The following is a 20,719-nucleotide window of genomic DNA, read 5'->3' as shown; positions in this document are numbered from 1 at the left end:
GGCGGGTCGATCGTGAACATGTCCTCGATCCTGGGCGCGGTCGGGTTCGCGCATGCGGCCCCCTATGTCGCCGCCAAGCACGCATTGTTGGGCCTGACCCGGACCGCGGCGATCGAATATGCCGCGCAGGGCGTGCGGATCAACGCGGTGGGCCCTGCATTCATCGACACGCCGCTGCTGACGGCGAACCTGACCCCCGACGTGCTGGCCGCGCTGGCGGCCCGGCACCCCATCGGCCGCATCGGCACCCCCGAAGAGGTGTCCGCGCTGGTCTGTTTCCTGCTGTCGCGCCGGGCGACCTTCATCACCGGCAGCTATCACCTGGTCGATGGCGGCTATACCGCCGTCTGACCTGGTCCATCCGTGCGTGTCATGGCCCTGTCGCAGGCCATCCGGGCATCCCCCGATCACCCATGGGATGCCAGTCTCAGTCCAGCATGAAAGGTGCCGTCATGTCATGTGATCCCTGCAGGCGACCCGCCCGGATGCGACTGTGCATCGGCGCGACGACGCCAGGATGCTGATCATGGTCCGGGATCGTCTGAAAGCCGCCCTGTTGGCCATTGCCGCGCTTGGCCTGACGGCCGGCCTGGCCCTGTGGGGGGCGGGGGCAGGCCGATCTTTCGAAGGTGGCTTGGTCGGCGGTCGTCACTTCCGTGAGCTTGTAACAAGGACCCTTTGCGAGACGCTGTGTTGCCGTATGCCTGACAGCGGGACGGGTTCTTGGACACTTAGCGGGGACCATGAACGCCGAGGGACGGACGTCAACTGGATTGCGACAGGGGCTCTGTTCCCTCACTGATGATCGCTAGGTATCTTTGGTAGCCGAACACCCGGCCGCGCTTGCGACCAGTGACTTCCGCGACCACGCCTATACGCTGCAAATCTGCCAAGGCAGCATTTACTGTAGGTGCAGACAGTCCGGTCCTTACGACAAGCTGGCTTGCCGTCAGGAAGGGGTTCTGCTGAAACAGTTCGTGGATGCGGAGTGCTGAGCCTGCTCGGTCACTAGCAGCCGTGATCAGATCCCGGTCTTCCTTGAAGAGGCTGACGATCCGTGTTGCTGCATCAAAGGCCTGGTTGGCAGTTTCAGCAACGCCGGTGAGAAAGAAGTCGAGCCACGCTTCCCAGTTGCCTTTCTCCCGCACCTCTTGGAGCAACCGGTAATAATCGGCCCGATGGGTTTTCAAATAGAGGCTGAGGTAGAGCAAGGGTGTCCGGAGGACTTCATTCACGCAGAGATACAGGGTCACCAGCAGGCGTCCGATGCGACCATTGCCATCCAGAAAGGGGTGTATGGTCTCGAACTGAACGTGCAGCAGCCCTGCCTTGATCAACGCCGGCAGCTTCGATTGGTCCTCATGCATGAATCGTTCCAACTCACCAAGGCAGGCGCCCAGCTCCGTCACCGGCGGAGGAACGAATAGGGCATTTCCAGGTCGCGTTCCCCCGATCCAGTTCTGTGTCCGCCGAAACTCCCCGGGATTCTTCGTCCCACCACGGCCGCTTTGCAGCAGTCGCTCGTGCATCTCCCGGATCAGGCGTAAGGACAAGGGAAGCTCTTGTAGCCGCTCCAGCCCATACATCATGGCGTCCACGTAGTTCGAGACCTCACGGATATCGTCGATTGGCTCCCCTGACGCCGCTTCCGTTTCGAAGCGCAGAAGGTCGGTCAGCGTCGACTGTGTTCCCTCGATCTGAGAAGACAGAACTGCCTCCTTGCGGACATACATGTAAAGGAAGAGTTCTTGGCGGGGCAGCAGTATGGTGATGCCATCCAGACGGCCCAAGGCACGTTCAGCCAGGCTCAGTTTTTCGAGCAGCTGCAGAACATCAATGTTCGGCTGCGGCGGGAGGGGCGGTGGAACAAATGCTCGCACGACTTCGCCTGCAACAGAGGTCTCGACGAAGCGGCCATGGCGCTGATTGGGTGAAGGTTCGGTCATAGGCGTAGATTACATTCCGCCCTTATTTAAGCAATGCGTCATTTTTCTTAATAATGATCCAGCTTAGGTAAGCAACCTTAAATAGCAAAGCCTGTGGGTGGAGGCTACACGTCCCTCGGTACACTAGGATGCATATGCGCCCTTATTCGTCAGTAGGCTGTAGGAACCTCAACGTGGCCGGGTCCAGTTCACCAAGTGCTAGCAGTTAATGCTGTGCCGCGACCAACATCAAAAACTGAAAGTTTATACCTTCTGATAGACTGATCCCCCTAGCTTTCAGGTTCCGTGCCGAAACCGCGACACGTCCCTAAAATTCCTTCAACGAGCATTGGCGCTTGCTTCTGCGGCAATTGAACTGAAACTGAAGGTTTCTAGAACCTCTGCGTCCGGCCACGACGGCCTAGACTCGATCATATTTCAAAACGCTCCATGTAAAGTGGGGCAAGTTACGCGTTGGGCGATACCAACCAAAAGTTTAACCCGATAGCGTGGTGGACGAGGGCATGCTGATAACACGCCGACGGCTGGTAAAACTGGCCGCTTCAGCCGTCGTCGCGAAACCGCATGGTGTTTACTCCGGTGCCACCCGCGCTCTTTGGGAACGTTGGGTGCAAAGTTATGTCCGGTCCGGCAGAATCGTAGACGAGCATCAAAGGTCGATCTCTCACTCGGAGGGTCAGGGATATGGCCTTTTGCTTGCGCAGGCTCACGGAGATCGCGACGTTTTTGAGCAGATAGAACGTTGGACGACCAATCATCTGTCGGTCCGCGATGATAGCCTGATGGCTTGGAAATGGCAGCCAGGTGCGGGCAACAATATCCCTGACTGGCACAATGCCACCGACGGCGATCTTTTTCGTGCGTGGGCGCTGCTTCGAGCTGGACGGGACTCTGGGTGGACAAAGCATACTAACGCTGCCCTCAGAATTGCGCGAGATATCGCGCGCCTGTGTCTCGCTCCGGATCCAAGGGCGGCGGACGAACCCCTGCTTCTGCCAGGCGCCGAAGCAAGGCATGCCGAAGATCGTGTGCTGATCAACCCATCCTACATCATGCCACGTGCCCTGCGTGAGCTGGGGGAAGCTGCGGGTGAGCCTGCGCTCGTTCAGGCAGCCGATCATGGAGAAACCGTACTTGCCGAACTGGCAGCCACTGGCTTCCTGCCCAACTGGGTGGATGTAACACGGGCAGGTTTCGCAAAGCCTTTAGAGCATGACTTTCGATGGGGATATGACGCTCTCCGCATCCCTCTTTATCTGGCCTGGTCGAACAGAACCGATCACCCGGCAGTGCGGTCGGCAGCGAGCCTGATGAGCGACGGTGCCTTGCCGGGACATGTTGTCGTTGAGGCGGCACCCCAAGGAGAGGTGCTTCAGGCAAGCGACCGAGTTGGATTCACCGCCATTCGACGCTTGATAGATTGTGCATCTCTTGATGCTTCATCAGCACGCATTGGTGCTGACTATTATTCCGATACCCTGCTGATGCTTGTCGATCTGGCCTTCCGGGAAGGGGGATGCAACACGCCGCCGCAATAAGGGAAAAACATCTCCAGATGGTGGTGACCGGCATGAATTACTCGCTTAAGCTGAACTAAAAGAAATCATCAGCTTGGGTTGCATCTCTCATGAAATACAGCAGACCAGTTATCGGGATCCTCCTGATCCTCTTGTCGATCTGGGTGATCGTGGGCGAGCAGATGTCCGGGGCGAGCGCGGATGCCGTAGTCAACGCACCGATCGTCACGATCCGGGCGCCGGTTGCCGGAAACCTAACGATCCCCGAGAGACAGTTGGGCGGACGGGTTACGCAAGGCGAGGTGCTGGCCAGCATTGAAGACCCGATCGTCGATCGCGTCAGGCTCAATGATCTGCTGATGGAAGTCCGGCTGGAGGAGGCTGCGCGCGCTCAGATCGCGGAGTTGTTGGCAGAAACCGGTGCCATCCGCGACGACCTGGACCGACGTGCGGACATCTTTCGCACGAACCGGCTGGAAGAGCTGCGAACGCGCCTAACGCACGCCCGATCGCGTCTGGCCATTCTGGAGCAAGAGCAAGCCGCTGTGCCCGACCCGCGCCTGCTGGACGCGGTCGAGGAGGACGACCAGCGCCTGCCTGCCGAACCACGGCTGCATGCGCTGGTGCTTGATCATGCGCGCGAACGCGTGGCGATCCTGCAGATCGCGCTAAACGCTGCGCAACAGGGCGTGTTTCTGGGCGACGGGTACAACGACGCACCCAATGCCGAACAGCGCAGCGTCGAATTGCGCAGTGAAATCGCGACCCTGAACACGCGTCTGGCCGAAGCCGATGCCAGGCTGACCGCGGTCGGTGAGCGTACCGACCGAGAACGTCTGCGGGTCAACAGCCAGATCGGCGGCGATCTGCAAAGCCCTGTAACCGGGATCTTCTGGGACGTGCTTCAGGCCGACGGAGTCAACGTTCAGCGCGGCGATCCGCTGCTGCGGCTCGTGGATTGCAGTTCCACGGTGGTGACCCTGTCGGTGACTGAACGCACCTACAATGATCTGGCTGTCGGCCAGTCCGCGCGCTTCAGACTTGCGGGTTCGTCTGAAGTTCATGATGCCACTGTCGCCCGCCTTGCCGGAAGCGGCGCCGCTACGATCTATCAAGCGATGGCGGTCGCTCCCAGCCAGAAACATCTAGAACGATTCGACGTGGCACTGATCGTTCCTGCACTGCGCGACGGGGGCGCGGACAACTGTGTCATCGGCCAAACGGGACGTGCCTTTTTCGAGACGCGCCCGCTGGACGGCCTCCGCGGGCTATTCAACTGAGATGCCGGACGTCCTGCTGTTCAGCCAGCTGGGGTCTAGCACGGTTCATCTGTTGCTGGTCCTTGGCGTAGGTCTCACCCTCCGATCATGGGTGAATGTCCACGACACCCTGCACCGCTCGATCCTGCTGGGCATCGGCTTTCTGCTGGCCGTTCGCTATATCTGGTGGCGGGGAACCGAGACGCTGGCGCCACCCGGCCTGACCTTGGACATGCTCGCAAGCTGGTCGCTGTTCGCGCTCGAGTTTCTTGCGCTGATGGGATCGGTCAGCGCCTTCGTGATCATGTCGCGCATCAAGATCCGCAGCGCCGAGGCGGACGCCCACGAGGGGTGGTGGGGTGAAACCGAACCACGGGTCGCCATCCTGATTGCCACGTACAATGAGGACCTGGAGGTTCTAGAACGCACCATCATCGGCGCCAAGTTCCTGCGCCATAGGAACAAGGAAGTCCTGGTTCTTGACGACAGCCGCCGGGACTGGCTTCGCGACTATTGCGCGCAACAGCAGGTCCGATACATGCGTCGTCCAGACAACAAGGGGTCCAAGGCAGGCAACATCAACCACGCGCTGGATCGTCTGGCCGAGGACCCAGTTCCACCAGATTTTGTGGCTGTTCTGGACGCTGACTTCGTTCCCCATCGCGGCTTTCTGGGGCGCAGTCTGGCGCTGTTTCATGATCCCGACGTGGCACTGGTCCAGACCCCCCAGCACTTCTTCAATGCCGACCCAATCCAGCACAATCTCGGGATCAGCCAGTCCTATCCCGACGAACAGCGGTTCTTCTTCGATCACATGCAGCCCTGTCGTGACGGGTGGGGGATCGCCATCTGCTGCGGGACGTCATCCATATGCCGCTGGTCCGCGCTTCGCGAGATCGGCGGCTTTCCGACGGAGAGCGTCACTGAAGATTTCATGCTGACACTGGCCTTGCAGGAACGCGGGCTCAAGACCGTCTATCTGTCCGAACCCCTGACCGAGGGGCTCGCCCCTGAAGGGCTCAAGGAATATGTGACGCAGCGCGCGCGCTGGTGCCTGGGGCTGATGCAGATTGCCCGCTCCAGCCTAGGCCCTCTGTCGGCCAGCAAATTGCGCCTGCGCGATCGCTGGAGCGTCATCGATTCCATCTTCTTCTGGATGACCAGCTTCCCGTTCCGCATCGCAGTGGTCGTCTATCCGTTGCTGTACTGGTTCTTCAACATCATCGTGGTGGACGCGTCCCTGCCCGACGTGATCACGTTCTTCGGGTGTTATTTCCTGTGGTCATTTTTGGTCCTTCGGACGCTGATGCCGGGAATGTTCGTACCGATCTTGCATGACGTCAGCCAGTTGATCGGCGCGATCGCGATCAGCCGCGCGGCATTCACCGGCATGTTCCGACCCAAGGGGCATCCGTTTTCAGTGACGGCCAAGGGGGGCGACCGCACCAAGGTCACTGTCCAGTGGGCCTTGATGCGACCGTTCCTGATCCTGCTGGTGCTGACCCTTCTTGGCCTGACCATCGGCATCCTGTCTGACCGGTTCGCATTCAACGATGCAGGCGACGGCAAATGGGTCGTAATCTTCTGGACGATCTACAACGTGTTCGTCCTGACACTGACCGTTCTTGCCTGCATCGAGCTGCCGCGCCGGGAACGCCATATTGCCGACTTGCCAGATCGCGCCGTCTTCGTGGTTGAGGGCGATATCCGGCGTCAGTGGATCAGCGCGATGAACATGGATGAGGCCAGACTGCGCGGTAAGATCTATCCTGCAGGCACCGAGGCCAAGCTGCGGATCGCCAAGATCGGCGACATTCCTGCAACCGTCATCGCCGAGACGGTGGACGGCAACCGCATCCGCCTTATGCCAACCCCAGACCAGCGCGAAGCCCTGATGCTGCGTTTTTATGCCGAGGGTGCGGCCCCGGGCATAGGGCGAGCACAGCTTGGCGGCATTCTGGCGGGTATGGGTCGGCGACTGTCGTTCAGCTCTCGCCGCTGACCGGATCGCGCTGCAAGCGTGCCAGCGCGGTTGACAGCTGTGCCGCCTCAACCGTGATGCGGCTATTGGCGGGATAGTCCTGTGAGCCTTCAGAGATCTGCTCTGCCGATGCGGCCAGGCGCGCGATCGGCGCCAGCACGACACGCGCATAAATAAGTGTGATCAGCGTCACCAGCGCCAGGGCGAGAAGCGCCGCATAATGCGCACCGTTTCGGACAAGATCGACCCCGAAGCGGACCGTGCTGGCATCAAGACGACCGATCATCCGCCATCCAAAGCTGGGCAGGTCACCTGATGTGACCTGCGGTACCACGGTCGAAAAATAGTCGCGGCCGTCTGGCCAAGTCTCACGCCCCTCAGCGCCGATCCCCGCCTGCGCCGAGCGCAAGATCTGCAAGTCGGCCTCTGTCGGTGCTTGGTCTGAGGACGACGCTGAGATCGCTCCGCTCGGGTCGATCAGGAACAGGTCGATACCGAACCGCTCTGCCGTGCCGGCAAGATAGTCTGCCAACCAATCGGCATTGATGTGCATCCCGATGACACCGGCTACGTCGCCGTTCTGATCCAAAACCGGGCGTGCCAGGTCGATGAAGCGCAACGGCTGTTCTGCGTCCCCGCCAAGCAGCTGCGCCAATAGAAGTGCATCGTGGACATCGCCCGCAAACCCGCCCGACAGACCGTTTCGGTACCACGGTCGTGCGCTGACATCTTGACCAACCAGCAGGTCGTCGGTCGCTGCGACTACTGTGCCGCCAAGATCGGCATATCCGACCCAAGAAATCCGCGTACCGTCGCCCCCTGCCCCAGCCAGGAGATAAGACAGCTCTTGCGGGCTAAGGGTTCCGGCCCGTTCGGTCAAAAAGACCAGATTGCGCCAATCGCGTTCCAACGTACGTGCCAGCTCACCTGCAGCAGCTGTCGTGCGGAACCGCGAGGCGAAAGCTAAGGTACTGTCGGTGAACCGGTCCCCCCGCAGCAGAACGAAGCTGGCGCAGACCACGGTCACCGCCATCAGGCAGGAGAGGCAGAACAGGATCACGGAACGGCGTAGTGTCAGGGTGGGCATTGCGGTCATTTCAAGCCTCAAAACGTATTTACGGCAATGCCTGCGAACAGCTCTTCTGAGCTTACCTTGTAGCCAAGGCGCAGTTTGAAAGGGCTATCCGAGAGGTTCTTCTGCAGGGCAACGGTCGTTTCATGGTAGGAGTTGCTGCCACCCCGCGACAGTTCCACACTCACCCCTGGGGCTTGGAATGTCGCCTGTGTCAGCAGGAACCATGAATCGTTGACGGTGCTGAAGTCGGCCAAGACATAGGTCGCCCCAAACGAGGAGGGGCTATACCGTTCTATCGATGCCTTGGCCCCTCCAGCGATATCGGTGCCCTGCCCGTCTTCTCTCTCGAACCCTATGGTTGGCCCCGCCTTGATGGTCGCGATGTCTCCAAGTGGCCAAGCATGAGTCACGCTGATGGCGCCCGCGCGCCCACCTTCATATTTCACCGCGTTGAAGCCATAACTGATAGCTCCTGTGCTGGAAGCAGCGACAAGCCCTTGGGTTTGACCCCCGAGATCAGCCTGCAGGAAGTACCCGTCGGCGGCCGCCTGCTGCGATAGACAGACGCACAAAGCGATCCCTGCTACGACCTTGAGTTTCAAACAGTCGACCATAACGACTTCCCCAGCACGAGTGTTGCTATACAACTAGAACATGTATCGAAGTGCTGTAATAGCCTCAGAATAGTTTCGTTGGTGTTGACTGCAGCTATGAGGCTGGCTGGTTCAGGGAGACTTTGAAGGACGAGGGGATACGTCCCCTGCATCCCGGGCCAGAAGTCGCGCGGCACGGTCCTCTGCTATGACAAGCGCAAATTCAGGCGGCGCAATCGAATTAAGATCATGTTCGGCTACCTGAAGGGCCGCCGCCGCATTGCCACCCGCTACGACAGGTGCGCAAAGACCTTCCTCTCAGCAGTCGCGCTCGCTGCCTTCCTTATGTTCTGGCTTTGCCGATCGATGAGGCTGGAGCCTCATCCAGCCCGTCGCGGTTCAAGCAACCCTACTCTTCTTTCCGCTCTCGACCCCCCGCCCGCCGCACGACATCATCCAGGCCCGACATCGCGGCATCGAGATCCGCCATGATCCGGTCAAGCTGGCCCTCGTCACGTTCCTCCCGAAGCCGATCCAAGTGACCGCTTGGCTTCAGGTTTCCGCGTGATCCTTCCCGGCCGGCGAGCACACCGCGAGGAACCGTCCCAGCCCCTCCCGCATGTCCCATCCGTGCGGCCAGGGAGGGCAGCGCCCAGAACCGGGAGGTGCTGCGGGCGGTGAGATTGCTGAGGCAGTCGGCATCGACGAGTTCGCTAATTAGCGACAGGGCCGTCCGGCGCGTCACGCCGAGATGATCCATGACCATCGCCGAGCTGACGACCGGCTGCGTCTTCAGATAGGTGATCAGGTCGCCAAGGCGCGACCGCCCATGTGCAGACGACGTCATGGCCGAGAGACGCGCCAGCTCATGGCGCAGGGTCCCCAGATGACCGAGATCATGTGAGAGGCTCCGCGTGGCGGCCTCCAGGAACGAGGCCAACCCGGTCACCGGCGACCAGACCCGGAAGCCGGTGCGGGTCAGCGACACGGAGGGCGGCACGATCCACCCGGCAACTGCCGGCATCAGCAGGCCCCCTGCCCTCTCGTCCAGCTCATCGCGGTCGACCCTTCGATCAGGAGACAGGCCCTGCAGATGACGGGCGGCACCCTCCACGGCCATGAAGATCAGCCGCTCGGCAACCGGGCTGCTCCGCCGGGAGCGGAAGGCATAGTTGGCCGCCGCGCGCCATCCCGCCAGGATCGGAACGTGGGACCAAGTGCGACCAGCCTCCACGACCAGGGGCAGCTCCGCATCCTCGAGACGATCACCCTCGTCACGTGTCTGACCGATGGGCGCGGCGGCCACTTCGATCCGGCGCAGAGCCGCGACCGGCGCGCCGAACGGATCCCCGGGTCGCCGGATGACGGTCAGAACCTTCAGGGCCATCTCGGCCGCCCGGGCATCCTCGTCCATCGCGGTGCCGCTGGTAAGACGCAGCACCATCCCCTGCGTGGAGATGCGCTCACCTTCAAGCCCGACCGAGGCGGCAGCCTCCAGAAGGCTCGTCTCCATCCGCCACAGTGCAGCCAGGGCGGGGTCGGCCAGGAGAATGCCCTCAACCCTCGCTGCGTGGGTCTCGGCACTCAAAAGAAGCGATCCGACACCCATCTGATAACCCATGATTATACTGCCAACAGTTTAGTATATTGCCAGCATTTTGCAGTTGCCTAGTAGTTTTAGATATGGACTGAAATCTCCTATATTGCGCCACTCAGGCAGATGAGATCCCGAGGCATTGGAATACTGCTCAGAGAGTGCACGGAGGCGCCAAATTCCGTCCCCTGCTGGACGCAAAGGCTCTGCGCATCCGTACGGCAGACGCAGATATCGGCATTGCATCTTTTTACAAACGGTCGTTTACTGACGTCTACATATTTTGAAAGATGGCCCTCCATGCCGCTGATTGGCTATGCCCGCGTCTCTACAGATGATCAGACACTGCTGCCCCAGGCCCAGGTTCTAAGAGCCGCAGGTTGCTCAGTCATCCGCGAGGAGCATGGGTCCGGTGGCAATCGCGCCCGCCCCGTCCTGACGAGTGTCCTGGACGGTATCCGCAAGGGAGACACACTGGTCGTCGTTCGGATCGACCGACTGGCCCGGTCTCTCTCGCACCTGCTGGAGATCATCGAGCAGCTCGAAGCAAAGGGTGCGTTCTTTCGCTCGATCGAGGATCCGATCGATACGGCATCGCCCCAGGGAAAGTTCACCCTCCAGGTGCTGGGGGCTGCGGCCGAGTTCGAGCGGGCATTGATCCGCGAACGGACCAAAGCGGGACTGGCCAGCGCACGTCTAGAAGGGCGGATCGGCGGAAATCCCGGTCTGCGTGCCCGAAACCCGGAGGCGCTTCGCAAGGTACGCCTGGCACGGCATGATGGCTACATGGGACGCGTTGCCCAGACCGCAGCGGACTGGGTTCCCCATGTCCGCAGGCTGCGCCCACACATGGCCTGGGAGGATATCCTGCGGATCATCAATGCATCGTTGCCCCAGAACCGACAATGGACACAGCCGCGGCTTCTAAGGGCTGTGCGGGCCTATGTTCGGGACGGCTTCCTGCCCGAAGAGGTGCTCGGGCGTGCCGCAAGGCGCGTTGGCGACGACCGTCTGCCGGCGATCGTGGCTGCGATACAGGGGGCTGACCCCCAGATCACCCTGCAGGCCATCTGCGATCGTCTGGAGGCGATGCGCGAACGGACCCCGCGCGGTCGGACAACGTGGCAACCCTCGTCGGTCAAGATGCTGCTGGCACAGGCTGAGAAGCTGGGGATGCTGTCGCTACCAGCTGAGGACATACCTCCACGCGACGTATGAGTTCTTCGGCTAGTTCCACACGTGCTGTAAGCCTATTTCGTGTGATTGCTGCAGCATTAGCCTGCTCGATTACACCCCCTGCCCCACTGGAGCAAACTTGTCGACGTAGCCCGCCACTTAGGCGTTTCGATGAAGTAAGTTACAAATCCACTACTTTTGGTAACAACCTACCAGACGTAAAGATATCTTATAGATACTATACAAATATTTAGTAGCTATCAGATATCTAATCAGTAGCTATCCAGTGTTTCTGACGTTAAGCTTATCTGGTAGCTACTAGATATCGTCAATTAATAGATAGCTACTAGCTTAACTATAATAACTAGTAGCTACCAGATAGTGACTTGCAAAAATCACGCTAACGAGGTTCTTTGTTAAAAAAGAAGTAGGATTAGACATGCCGACAATCAGCTTTGCGAACCCCAAAGGCGGGGCAGGGAAGACCACGACCGCCTTGCTGGCTGCAATCCAGTTGGCCGAGGCTGGGGCATCGGTCACCATCATCGATGCAGACCCGGAGCGTTGGATCTCGCAGTGGGGTAATCTGCCAGGCAAGCCTGAGACTGTGCGGATCATCAGTGACGTGACAGAGGACACGATTGTCGACGTGATTGAGCGGGAGGCTGCGCAGGCCAATTTTGTCATCGTGGACTTGGAGGGGACCGCCTCGCTGATGGTGGCCAATGCGATCGGAATGTCAGACTTCGTGACTATCCCGCTCCAGGGTTCGAGCATGGATGCAAAAGGGGGGGCTAAGGTACTGAAACTAATTGCTTCACAGGCCAAGATGGCACGCCGCACCATCCCTCATGCAGTAGTCCTGACCCGGACCAGTGCAGCGATCCGTTCCCGCAGCCTCAAAAACGTGGCCAGCGAGCTGGACGAGGCGGGGGTGCCAGTGTTCCAGACCGCCATCGTAGAGCGGGCAGCCTATCGCGACCTGTTTGACTTTGGCGGGACACTCAAGGCGCTCGACCCCTCTCAGACCAGCAACATCGAAAAGGCGATCGACAACGCCAAGGAATTCACAGGCGAGCTGGTGGCGATGATCCGGGAGGCTGCACAATGACCGGCACGCGGGCGAAGATCGGTTTCGGTGACGCTCTGAGCGACTTGGGGGGCTTCGAGCCGACCAAACGCCAGAAACCCGCACCAGAGCCTCAGGCGGCCGCTGAGGCGGGATTCACGCGTCGCGAGCCAAGCCCAGCTGCGAAGGCACCTGAACAGCCTCAGAAGGCGCAGCGCCGGCGCAGGACAGGGCGCAACGCCCAGATCAACATCAAGGCCAAGCCTGAGACGCTGGAACAGTTCTATGCCGCAGCTGATGAGATGGGCATTGGGGTAGGGGAAGCCTTTGAGGTGGCCGTCGACCTGCTACGGAAAAAGATAGCTGGTAGCTAACCGATACCAATTAGCTTTCCAGAAGCAGCGAGTGCTGGGTATGGCTTTCGGCGTAGACGGCCTTCATCTCGTCTACGGTCTTCACCCACCAGCGCAGGCGAACCTTGGTCACCTTCCTGCCGACGCGCTCGACCGGCTCTACATCGCAGGAGAAAGGTGCGAGCTTGATTACTTCTGCAATCGCGGGATCGATCGCTTTCTGCCGTAGGTTTCCAAAGCTTGGCAACTTTCCCTCAGGCACACCTAGAAGATTACGGAAGGCCTCAACGTCGAAGTCCTCGTGAAAGACATGATGAAGCCGAACGCGGCGGGATAGGGCCTCATACAGTGCTAGGCCGTACTTGGTCCCGAACGCCTGGAGCGCGGCGAGTTCCAGCTTCGCAAAGACAACGCTTTCGCGGAGGAGGGGGGCCAGGCGCTTGTCGAAGCTGTAGGTCAGCATCCCATGGCGCCGCTCGCTATCAACCATGTCGTTACCGCCCAGCAGCTGTACCCGCGTCGTGCGTCCGTCGAGGCCCCTGACGATGACCACCGTCTTCATCAGTGCCTCGATGCTATCGCTAATACGCTCATTGCCCGCATGGGTGCCGCGAAGCTCAGAAAGAGGGATGCTGAAGTCTCGGCCTTCATAGCCCATGTCCGGACCAAAGGCATTTGCGAGCAGTCGATTGTAAAGGCGACGAGCGGCTAGCGATAATCCGGTGGCGCCCTGGATATCAATTAGCTCCGCAGGCTTGATCATCTCACCGCCAAGAGGCCGTATTTCGAGGGTGCGCTTTGGATTGTAACTTATTGGGTGATTTTCCGACTTCATCATGCCTGCCTGCCCCGATTTTTAGGCTGATGATAGCCTTTTTGGGGAAACGGAGAACCCCTTACCGTGAAATCACCCCATTGGTTACGATAGGTCGGGTTAGCCCGATCGCCATATCACCCGGTTGGTTACGATAGATCACCCCATTGGTTATCGAGAATCACCCCGAAGGTTTCCTTAAATCACCCACAAAGTTATCGTCATGCTAATTTAATTATTTATATCATATGGTTATCCACGACGAAGAAGAAGAAAGAGAAGAGAAGAAGGTTGCTGAAATGGGGACACCTTACATGTCCCCCAAACGCAAAGAGACCTCCTCTGGTTATGAGCTAAGGGTCTGGTGAGAAGGGTAGGAGACTACGTGCGGTCATCCAGCCAGCCGTAAGAACTGTGATCCAACTTATACGGCGCCAGCGCACGAACCTCTTCGAGCGCCGCTGCCATTGAGTCTGATTGGCCATTCTCCAATGGTATGATGATCAACCACAGCACTAGGGCGACTGAGACGGCTCCTCTGCCGGTCATCACGTATAACACGCCTGCAACCAGTCTATCCCAGAGACCGAGCCTGTCGTGCATCCAGTAGTCAACCATCACGGCACACCACGCGCATGGCATTCAGGTGACCGGCTGCAAGGGAGTACCGATCGCCCTGCCACTCCCGCGCCAGTCAACGCCTCGGCCAGCCGATCTGGGCGTAACATGGCATCGAACTACTACTGCAGCTTCGCTCGCCGTGTCCTCGAACTGCGCCCGCGAGGGCTCAAAGAGGCAGATGGCATTCGGCACCGATCTTCCGCTGGATGCGTCCTCGCGACATCGCCCTCCAGGCCAATGCCTGCGAACCTCCTCCTAATTGACCGTCTCAGCTGTCGCCGCTAGCCTGACCCAAGGCGCGGAGGAGGCGCCTGGCTGCGGCGCTCATCGCCGCGGCTACGCAATTCGGGGCGAATGCAACGCACCGAACGAGGAGGAAATCGCATGAAGCTGATGATGGGTCTGGCGATCTGGAGTGCTGCCGCACTCTCGGCCGCAGGAGTATGGGCACAAGCCCTTCCAACCGCCGAGCCGGACACGGTAGGCATGTCTTCCGAGCGTCTCGACCGCATCGGCACAGCGTTCGAGGCCGAAGTTGGCCGCGGCGAACTGCCCGGTGCGGTGATCATGGTCGCCCGCGACGGACAGCTTGTCTACACGGCAGCGGTCGGTGAACTCGCACCTGAGGCCGATACAGCGATGGTCGATGACGCGATCTTCCGGATCTACTCGATGACCAAACCGCTGACCTCCGTCGCTGCCCTGATCCTCATGGAGGAAGGCAAGCTGCAGCTCTCCGATCCGGTGCACAAGTTCCTGCCCGAGTTCGAAGGGCTGGAGGTCAGTGCTGGCGACGATGCGGGGCAGGGGGCTGAGCCCACCGACCGCCCGATGACGGTTCAGGACCTATTGCGGCACACATCAGGCCTCGCCTACGGCGAGCTGACCCAGAACGAGGCGGTCAAGGCTGCCTATGCCGAAGCAAGTGCCTTCAATCCCGATGGCATGGCCTTCGACGCACGAGGGGTCTCCGGCGACGAGCAGGTGGCGGGCCTGGGCCGTGCGCCCCTCGCACGACAGCCCGGGACCCAGTGGGAGTACAGCCTTTCGACGGACGTGCTGGGCCGGGTCGTCGAAAAGGTCTCTGGCCAGCGACTTGGCGATTTCCTCGAGGAGCGCGTGTTCGGCCCCCTCCAGATGCAGGACAGCGGCTTCCACGTGCCCGAAAACGCCGCGACGCGGCTTGCCGAACCCTTCGCTACCGATCCGGGAAGCCAAGAGCCCTTGCCGATGATCGACGTGAGCCAGCCGCCCGCCAATGACTCCGGTGGCGCAGGGGCGGTCTCCTCTGCCGGCGACTACCTTCGCTTTGCACAGATGCTCGCCAATGACGGCGAACTTGACGGCGTGCGGATCCTGAGCCCCACCACGGTACGGCTCATGGCCTCAGACCACCTCGGCGAGATCGATCCGGGCGCAGGTCCGGGCCAGCTTCTTATGGGATCGCCCGGCTACACGTTCGGCCTTGGCGTCATGGTGCGCGAAGATGACGGCATCGCCAGCGTCCCCGGCGCGGAAGGCCAGTTCATGTGGGCAGGCTATGGGGGAACCTATTTCTGGGTCGACCCGGAATACGATCTCGTAACCGTGTTTATGTCCCAACGCGCGGGCCCTAGCAGGGCATACTATCGCCGTCACGTGATGCAGCTCGTCTACCAGGCGATCACGGGTGAAGCGCCGAATGAAAGTCAGGAGGCCGCTCTCCAATAAGCGGTAATGATTGTTCAGACCTTTTGACATGGCACAGAAAGCTCGATGGGTCGGGGTCCATCAAAAACTCCGACCATCGTTGGCGCCTTGTTTGGAGTCGGGGACAAAAAACCGCAGCTCCAACAGTTGCTGGAGGAGCCACTGCCGCAGGTCGTCACAGTTGAGCCCTCCCGTGAGCAGCATACGGGCTCCGTCTGGAACACGCGATTTAGAAATGTATTTGAGGGTCTGCATCGCGGCTCGCTAAGGGCCTGTTTCAGGTTTATGTAGGATGGCACCAAACTAGGCTTTGCGTCGTTCTTGGGCTTCAGCCTACACCTCTGAGGGTATGTTTATGCAAAACGAGAAGTGCGCACCCAGTAGGGGCATGCGGTCAAACTTTGTCGTTCAGCTTATTGTCCCCTTTCAGCTAAGCTTGTCCCCGTGCCCGGTTCTGGATCAGCGCCAGACCCCACATCAGGTCTAGTTCGCTTTTGGAACCTTGACCCGAACTAGATGCCAGTTCCTGCAATGACAGATATGTTGATTTAACTGCCGCTTCTTACATCGTGACCGTCCGAGCCCGGTTTAGGTTTAAGGACGGGGCGGCATGGTGCATGACGCTGACTTGGCGATCATAGGACCGCTGGTTATCAGAGTTCAGGAGCCGCATCCGGCTCAGGATCTCGAATGGCATTTCAGCGCCTCGGTCTGGCTGCTGAGAGCCCGTTTTAGTTTCAGGTAGGGTGATGCCAAAACTTTGCTTTACGCGGATCTGGAGCTGACCATCACTGCCCTGCGGGCATGCTCTCGTGCAAAAGGAGATGCACTCCTGAAAGGGTGACCGATAAGCCGCGGTGTCCCACTTCTGCTTCATCAGTTCGATGGAGTATGGCAAACTAGATCTCTCAGGCCATAGCGATGACGGTCAAGAAAGCGCCATTACTTAATTTGTCGGAAATGTAAAAGAACTTTTTCTTGGCCATTCATGCTCTTCTGCCGACAAGAGAACGGGTTAGTTCCAACCTGAACATTGGTCAGTGCTAACCACTACCTGACTTCGCGAAGTTTAAATTTGAATATATTTAACAAACACTTGAACGGTGGGTAAGATGTAGAGACAATGCTCAGAATAGCGTTTGACCCCCGAGGACGCTATAAAAAGAAGCAGAGGACAAACTTTTCCGAAACATAAATATATAAAATTAACTTCTGGAAGTTCTGATTTTCTAAAGTCTAAACTATTCTTTCTTATCCTTGACTTCTTCTAGAGAAAAAAAGAGTTCTCAAGTTCTAGAAGTTAGCTTCGGGGTCGCCGACAGCGATACCCCTGGCCGAACCCGAACCTGTTTTAGATCCAGCCCCCAGTCCCTGGATATCTTGGATCTGGATCTGGTCAAAGTGCTAATTTTGGAAACTGGCTCTCAGAACCAGATGCTGATGCCGAAGCAGGCCCAGATGCAGGTTCCCGAGAGGATGGAGACGGGGAGCCAGGTGCAGGTCATGATTTCAGTCCTCATATAGGGCCGCTGAGGGCCTGTTTCTGTTTCAGGTAGGGTGATCCCAAAATCCGGCTTCACGCGGTTCTGGAGCTTCACTGCCACCTCTACGGGCATGTCCACGCGCGAAAAGAGAAAGGGCCACCGAAGGGGCCCAGATCAGGCCGCGTCGTCCAGTTTCTGGTCCATCTGGGCGTCGATCAGTTCCTTGGCCCGGTTCTGGATCGCTTCCAGCGCATCGACACCCATGTCCGCCATGTAGGCCACCGTAGTAGCCGAGGAACGGCAACCGGCCCAAGATCTCGAATAGCATCTGAGAGCCTATATAAGGGCCGCTGAGGGCCGTTTTCCGTTTCAGGTAGGCGGCCATAAAAATCCCGGCTTCGCACGGTTCTGGAGCTTTTCTTACGGGTCTACGGGCATGCCCCCGCGAAAAAAGAGAAGCCCCCCGCAGGGGCCCTCGGTCAGGCCGCGTTGTCCAGCTTCTGGTCCACCTTCGCCTGAACCAGATCCTGCGCCCGGCTCTGGATCGCTTTTAGATCCGCAAGGTTCATGTCTGCCATTTAGACCAGAGTCAGATCCAGAACCAAATTCTGGAGCACTTGATTCACCGTGTCAGGACTAGCTCCAGGTTTCGGTTCGCGGCCAGAGTAACCGCATGTCATCGCGAGAACGGTATCTTCCTTATTTGTCTGCGGGTCGAGTTGGTTTACTCGTACGCAGTGCGGTTAGGTGAATGGGCTTTCAGGAGAATATTCATACAGCCGCTGGTAGTGATCTACTCCAAGAGGTTATCAAGAGGCCCCAAACAGGTGCGGTGGCGTGTGGGGTAGCGGCCAGTGCAAGAGGCCGCTGGTGGGCCTTGCTATAGCTCTGGGGGGAGCCTCTGGTTAAGGTAGCATGCTTTCCTCATCGTGTGCCCCGCTGTTCTCTCACGCGGATGTCCCTTTCGAGACTGGTGACCTGTCAATCTGCGAACCGTGCAACAATTCCTTGGCGACAATTTCTCGACGCGTGTTCCTGATGCAGTCATAGTGTCACTCCAAGAGGGTTCGTCACGAGGATCTGAAGCCATGACCAATCAAAGATCTGCAGCGCGGGACACCCAACCGTCTGATGAAAACGATCATCGACTTGCCGACCTTGAGACACGGCTAGCCGATATCCATGCCCTGGTCGCCGAAACGCACAAGCTGGCCGCGGCTACGCATCGCCAGGTGACAACAAGGCCTGTCGGGTTTCCCCACAGAGCCAAGTCTCCGGAAGACGGATGGCGCTTCTGGCTGACGTCCCTCCTTTTTCCGATGCTTTTGGCCATCGTTCTGATTGGGGGGACGGCCTACATAGTAAAGACGTTTTCCTGAAAGACGAGTCCTCTGCTTGTTGAAGACCACGTTCCTGGATCACCCATTGCAAGATCCAGTGTGCCTCCAAAGGCCGCGACGGCAGGGTAAACAACTTAGGAGAAAGACGCTTTTTGCAGCCTACTTTGCGCTTTTGTGCGCGTTGGCAACACTTGTGGTCTGGTTGGACGACAGCAGTGTGAGCGATCCGACGTAACCCTTATGGGCTGTGGGAAGAGCGCCGGAAGAACGAGTGTCATGGCGATGCATATGTCTCTCATGACAGGGCTAGTGGGGAGACTTGGCTTTAGAAGGGGCTATCCGAGGCTTACCGTTCGTCCGGACAGCGCATGAACGCGTCGAACATGTCAGCCGCCGCATCACGTATAATACACGGGCTGACATGCCTCACGCTGGTAAAAATCGGAATTTTTTGCGCACGCAGATCATAGGACGGTTCGACAGGGGAGGTGGGACCCTTTTTTTACGCATTGGGCCATGGGACTTTTGACGGATCGCCTGACGGCTCCCAGAAAATTTCTGATTTCCAGGCGCACCAAAGTGCACCGCGCCGTTCTACCCGGGTTCAGGTCCTCTTCCGCTCCGGGTCCTCCAGGCGACTGGCGGCCTTACTTTTGGATCCCCGAAGCGGGTTTGCGTCCCTATCGTTGCCGCCGTGTACAAAGGGAAGCGCCTTACCTGCCGAAGCCTTTAGCATGGCGGGCTGCCGGCAAGCGGTTCCAGCCGCCGCAACTGTCAGAGCGGCGGTGATGACCTGTTCCGGCAAAGAGGCAGAAGCGGAAACGCCGCTCTTTTCCGCACAGTTTGCTTCCTGAAGGATTCTGATAAACAACCACACCGTAATACTTTGTCCGCCAAAGAAGTTTTGCGATCATCTGCGCGGTGGCGCTACCTCAGGTCGCCCTCCACCCACCCTTACGGCGCAGGTAGGGGAACCCGTGCTTCGGACCCCAATCGGATACTGTCATGTAGATCGCGGTTGCGCCCACATTGAAGGCCGACGCCAGGGCAGCGATCGCCTCGCCATCGTTGTAGCGCGAAATGATGGTCATGCGGTCCTTGTCGGTCAGCTTCGCACGATGGTTGGACGCAGCTACGACGCGTAGGAACGGGTAGCCGTTGAGCGGCCCCCAGTGCAGCACCACCGCCCGGACCCCGGTCAGTTTAAGGGAAACATCCCTGGCGATCGCGCTGTAACTCTCGCCGGCCGCGCGGCGCCGGCAGATCTCGGCCCGTTGCTGATCCGTCACCTTGGAAGCTCGCGCCTTCTCACCCTTGAATCCCCCCGCGGCTTTCTTTGCTGCCTGCGCTGCGCGTCGGGCACACCGCTCCTCCTCCTGGCGGCGCAAGGTTTCCCTGCGTTGCTCGGCAAACATCGCGACCCGCGTGGCCGACAGCTTCGCGCGGGTTTCACTCGACACCTTCTTCCCTTTATGCGCCCGGGAGATAGCCGCGCGTACTTCGGGGGACTTGATGTGCCCATAGGCGGGATGCGCCTTGCCGAACTTTCCCCAGCCCGGGTTTCCTTTGCCGGACGACCGAAGGCTGATGCCGGCGATCTGCTCGGGTGACAACTTGCGCCCGGCCCCGCCATCGCCGCCCGGCGTCATGTTATAGCCGATGGAGCGGTCCCGGTAGCTTCCGGTCTGGGCGATCCACGCCCGCTCGAGTGCTTGCAACTCCGTATCATTCTCTCCCTGGTCAATGATTTTCCAGTCGAAGGCGCTCCAGCCGTGCTTGCGGATCGAGGCATAGAAATAACTGTCGCTGCCGTAGAGATCGCGGCGCATCGCCCTTTGGCGATGGCGGGCCTTTGCGTGGTAGAGGTGCCGGACGGTCTTACCGATGTAGATCTTTCCGGTTATCCGGTTCGTGGCACGGTAGATGATCATCGACGAACCACGGGGGACGAACTTCTCTTGCAGGATGACCCTTTCCAGGCCGTCAGACGGCCGGCAGTCGCCACGACCGTTCGGCGCAGGCTCATCACGATGGCGCGCATGAGCTTCGGTTGCGTGATGCGGGCGATCCGATTCAGAATGACCCATTTGGATACCAGTATCATCGCACGGGGCAGGGGTGTCGGAATGCGCTTCCAACTCGTCTTCAGGTCTGTTGGTCATATGGCCTCTCGAAGGGACATAAAAGAAGAAAGTTTCAAAATGAAAG

15 protein-coding genes and 1 pseudogene are annotated in these 20,719 nt (G+C 59.1%); 10 read left to right on the top strand and 6 right to left on the bottom strand.

All coding sequences use genetic code 11. The annotated features are described in order from the left end of the window. Positions 1-351, top strand: a 351-nt coding sequence (locus ACFQDM_RS12370) for an SDR family NAD(P)-dependent oxidoreductase (protein ID WP_377379475.1), incomplete at its 5' end; no start/stop codon positions are given. A 413-nt stretch (positions 352-764) separates the two neighbouring features. On the opposite strand, the gene ACFQDM_RS12365 is transcribed toward ACFQDM_RS12370, so the two are convergent. Beyond that, on the bottom strand, positions 765-1,946 hold the full coding sequence (locus ACFQDM_RS12365; RefSeq protein WP_373946675.1) for a Fic family protein: 1,182 nt from the start codon (positions 1,944-1,946) through the stop codon (positions 765-767). 503 nt (positions 1,947-2,449) lie between these two features. Here ACFQDM_RS12365 and ACFQDM_RS12360 point away from each other — a divergent pair. The 3 genes from ACFQDM_RS12360 to ACFQDM_RS12350 all read left to right on the top strand — a co-directional run bounded on the left by ACFQDM_RS12360 (position 2,450) and on the right by ACFQDM_RS12350 (position 6,724). Next, positions 2,450-3,484: a glycosyl hydrolase family 8 gene (locus tag ACFQDM_RS12360; protein WP_377379473.1), complete on the top strand. Its 1,035-nt coding sequence runs from the start codon at positions 2,450-2,452 to the stop codon at positions 3,482-3,484. A gap of 89 nt (positions 3,485-3,573) precedes the next feature. After that, positions 3,574-4,743, top strand: a complete 1,170-nt coding sequence (locus tag ACFQDM_RS12355) for an HlyD family efflux transporter periplasmic adaptor subunit (RefSeq protein ID WP_377379471.1) — start codon at positions 3,574-3,576, stop codon at positions 4,741-4,743. A gap of 1 nt (position 4,744) precedes the next feature. Further along, the gene (locus ACFQDM_RS12350; protein ID WP_377379469.1) at positions 4,745-6,724 is read left to right on the top strand and encodes a glycosyltransferase family 2 protein; all 1,980 of its coding nucleotides are present in this window, start codon (positions 4,745-4,747) and stop codon (positions 6,722-6,724) included. Here ACFQDM_RS12350 and ACFQDM_RS12345 read toward each other — a convergent pair. Both ACFQDM_RS12345 and ACFQDM_RS12340 read right to left on the bottom strand, forming a co-directional pair. Next, entirely contained in the window at positions 6,708-7,790 is a 1,083-nt protein-coding gene (locus ACFQDM_RS12345; RefSeq protein ID WP_377379467.1) for a cache domain-containing protein, read from the bottom strand. The two genes, ACFQDM_RS12350 and ACFQDM_RS12345, sit on opposite strands and share 17 nt — an antisense overlap. 17 nt (positions 7,791-7,807) lie before the next feature. Then, positions 7,808-8,392 (bottom strand): hypothetical protein, encoded by a 585-nt coding sequence (locus ACFQDM_RS12340; protein WP_377379465.1) that lies wholly within the window; start codon positions 8,390-8,392, stop codon positions 7,808-7,810. Positions 8,393-8,484: 92 nt separating this feature from the next. On the opposite strand from ACFQDM_RS12340, the pseudogene ACFQDM_RS12335 reads away from it, so the two are divergent. After that, positions 8,485-8,728 (top strand): annotated as a pseudogene (locus tag ACFQDM_RS12335) (transposase); the annotation flags it as partial. A 52-nt stretch (positions 8,729-8,780) separates the two neighbouring features. On the opposite strand, the gene ACFQDM_RS12330 reads toward ACFQDM_RS12335, so the two are convergent. Further along, positions 8,781-9,992: a helix-turn-helix domain-containing protein gene (locus ACFQDM_RS12330; protein WP_377379463.1), complete on the bottom strand. Its 1,212-nt coding sequence runs from the start codon at positions 9,990-9,992 to the stop codon at positions 8,781-8,783. 273 nt (positions 9,993-10,265) lie between these two features. On the opposite strand from ACFQDM_RS12330, the gene ACFQDM_RS12325 reads away from it, so the two are divergent. The 3 genes from ACFQDM_RS12325 (at position 10,266) to ACFQDM_RS12315 (ending at position 12,584) form a co-directional block, all read left to right on the top strand. Next, positions 10,266-11,183, top strand: a complete 918-nt coding sequence (locus ACFQDM_RS12325) for a recombinase family protein (protein WP_377379481.1) — start codon at positions 10,266-10,268, stop codon at positions 11,181-11,183. A gap of 397 nt (positions 11,184-11,580) precedes the next feature. After that, complete coding sequence (locus tag ACFQDM_RS12320) at positions 11,581-12,252, top strand: AAA family ATPase (RefSeq protein ID WP_377379461.1); 672 nt, start codon at positions 11,581-11,583, stop codon at positions 12,250-12,252. Continuing rightward, a complete protein-coding gene (locus ACFQDM_RS12315) occupies positions 12,249-12,584 on the top strand; it encodes a stability/partitioning determinant (RefSeq protein ID WP_377379459.1) in 336 nt (111 codons plus the stop codon). Before ACFQDM_RS12320 ends, ACFQDM_RS12315 begins: the two co-directional genes overlap by 4 nt. Before the next feature lie 10 nt (positions 12,585-12,594). Here ACFQDM_RS12315 and ACFQDM_RS12310 read toward each other — a convergent pair whose 3' ends face one another. Further along, positions 12,595-13,326 carry a replication initiation protein gene (locus ACFQDM_RS12310; RefSeq protein WP_377379457.1) on the bottom strand — a complete coding sequence of 244 codons (732 nt, stop codon included), beginning with the start codon at positions 13,324-13,326 and terminating at the stop codon, positions 12,595-12,597. A gap of 1,056 nt (positions 13,327-14,382) precedes the next feature. Between ACFQDM_RS12310 and ACFQDM_RS12305 the strand changes: the two genes are divergently transcribed. Beyond that, the gene (locus ACFQDM_RS12305; RefSeq protein ID WP_377379455.1) at positions 14,383-15,708 is read left to right on the top strand and encodes a serine hydrolase domain-containing protein; all 1,326 of its coding nucleotides are present in this window, start codon (positions 14,383-14,385) and stop codon (positions 15,706-15,708) included. A 2,551-nt stretch (positions 15,709-18,259) separates the two neighbouring features. Beyond that, a complete protein-coding gene (locus tag ACFQDM_RS12300; protein ID WP_377379453.1) occupies positions 18,260-18,550 on the top strand; it encodes a hypothetical protein in 291 nt (96 codons plus the stop codon). A gap of 893 nt (positions 18,551-19,443) precedes the next feature. Here ACFQDM_RS12300 and ACFQDM_RS12295 read toward each other — a convergent pair. Further along, complete coding sequence (locus ACFQDM_RS12295; RefSeq protein ID WP_377379451.1) at positions 19,444-20,673, bottom strand: NUMOD3 domain-containing DNA-binding protein; 1,230 nt, start codon at positions 20,671-20,673, stop codon at positions 19,444-19,446. Positions 20,674-20,719: the final 46 nt, after the last annotated feature.

Source organism: Ponticaulis profundi (assembly GCF_042659465.1).
GTDB lineage: Bacteria > Pseudomonadota > Alphaproteobacteria > Caulobacterales > Hyphomonadaceae > Ponticaulis > Ponticaulis profundi.
Note: the sequence above shows the minus strand (reverse complement) of the source record. Positions and strands in the feature narration are given on the sequence as shown.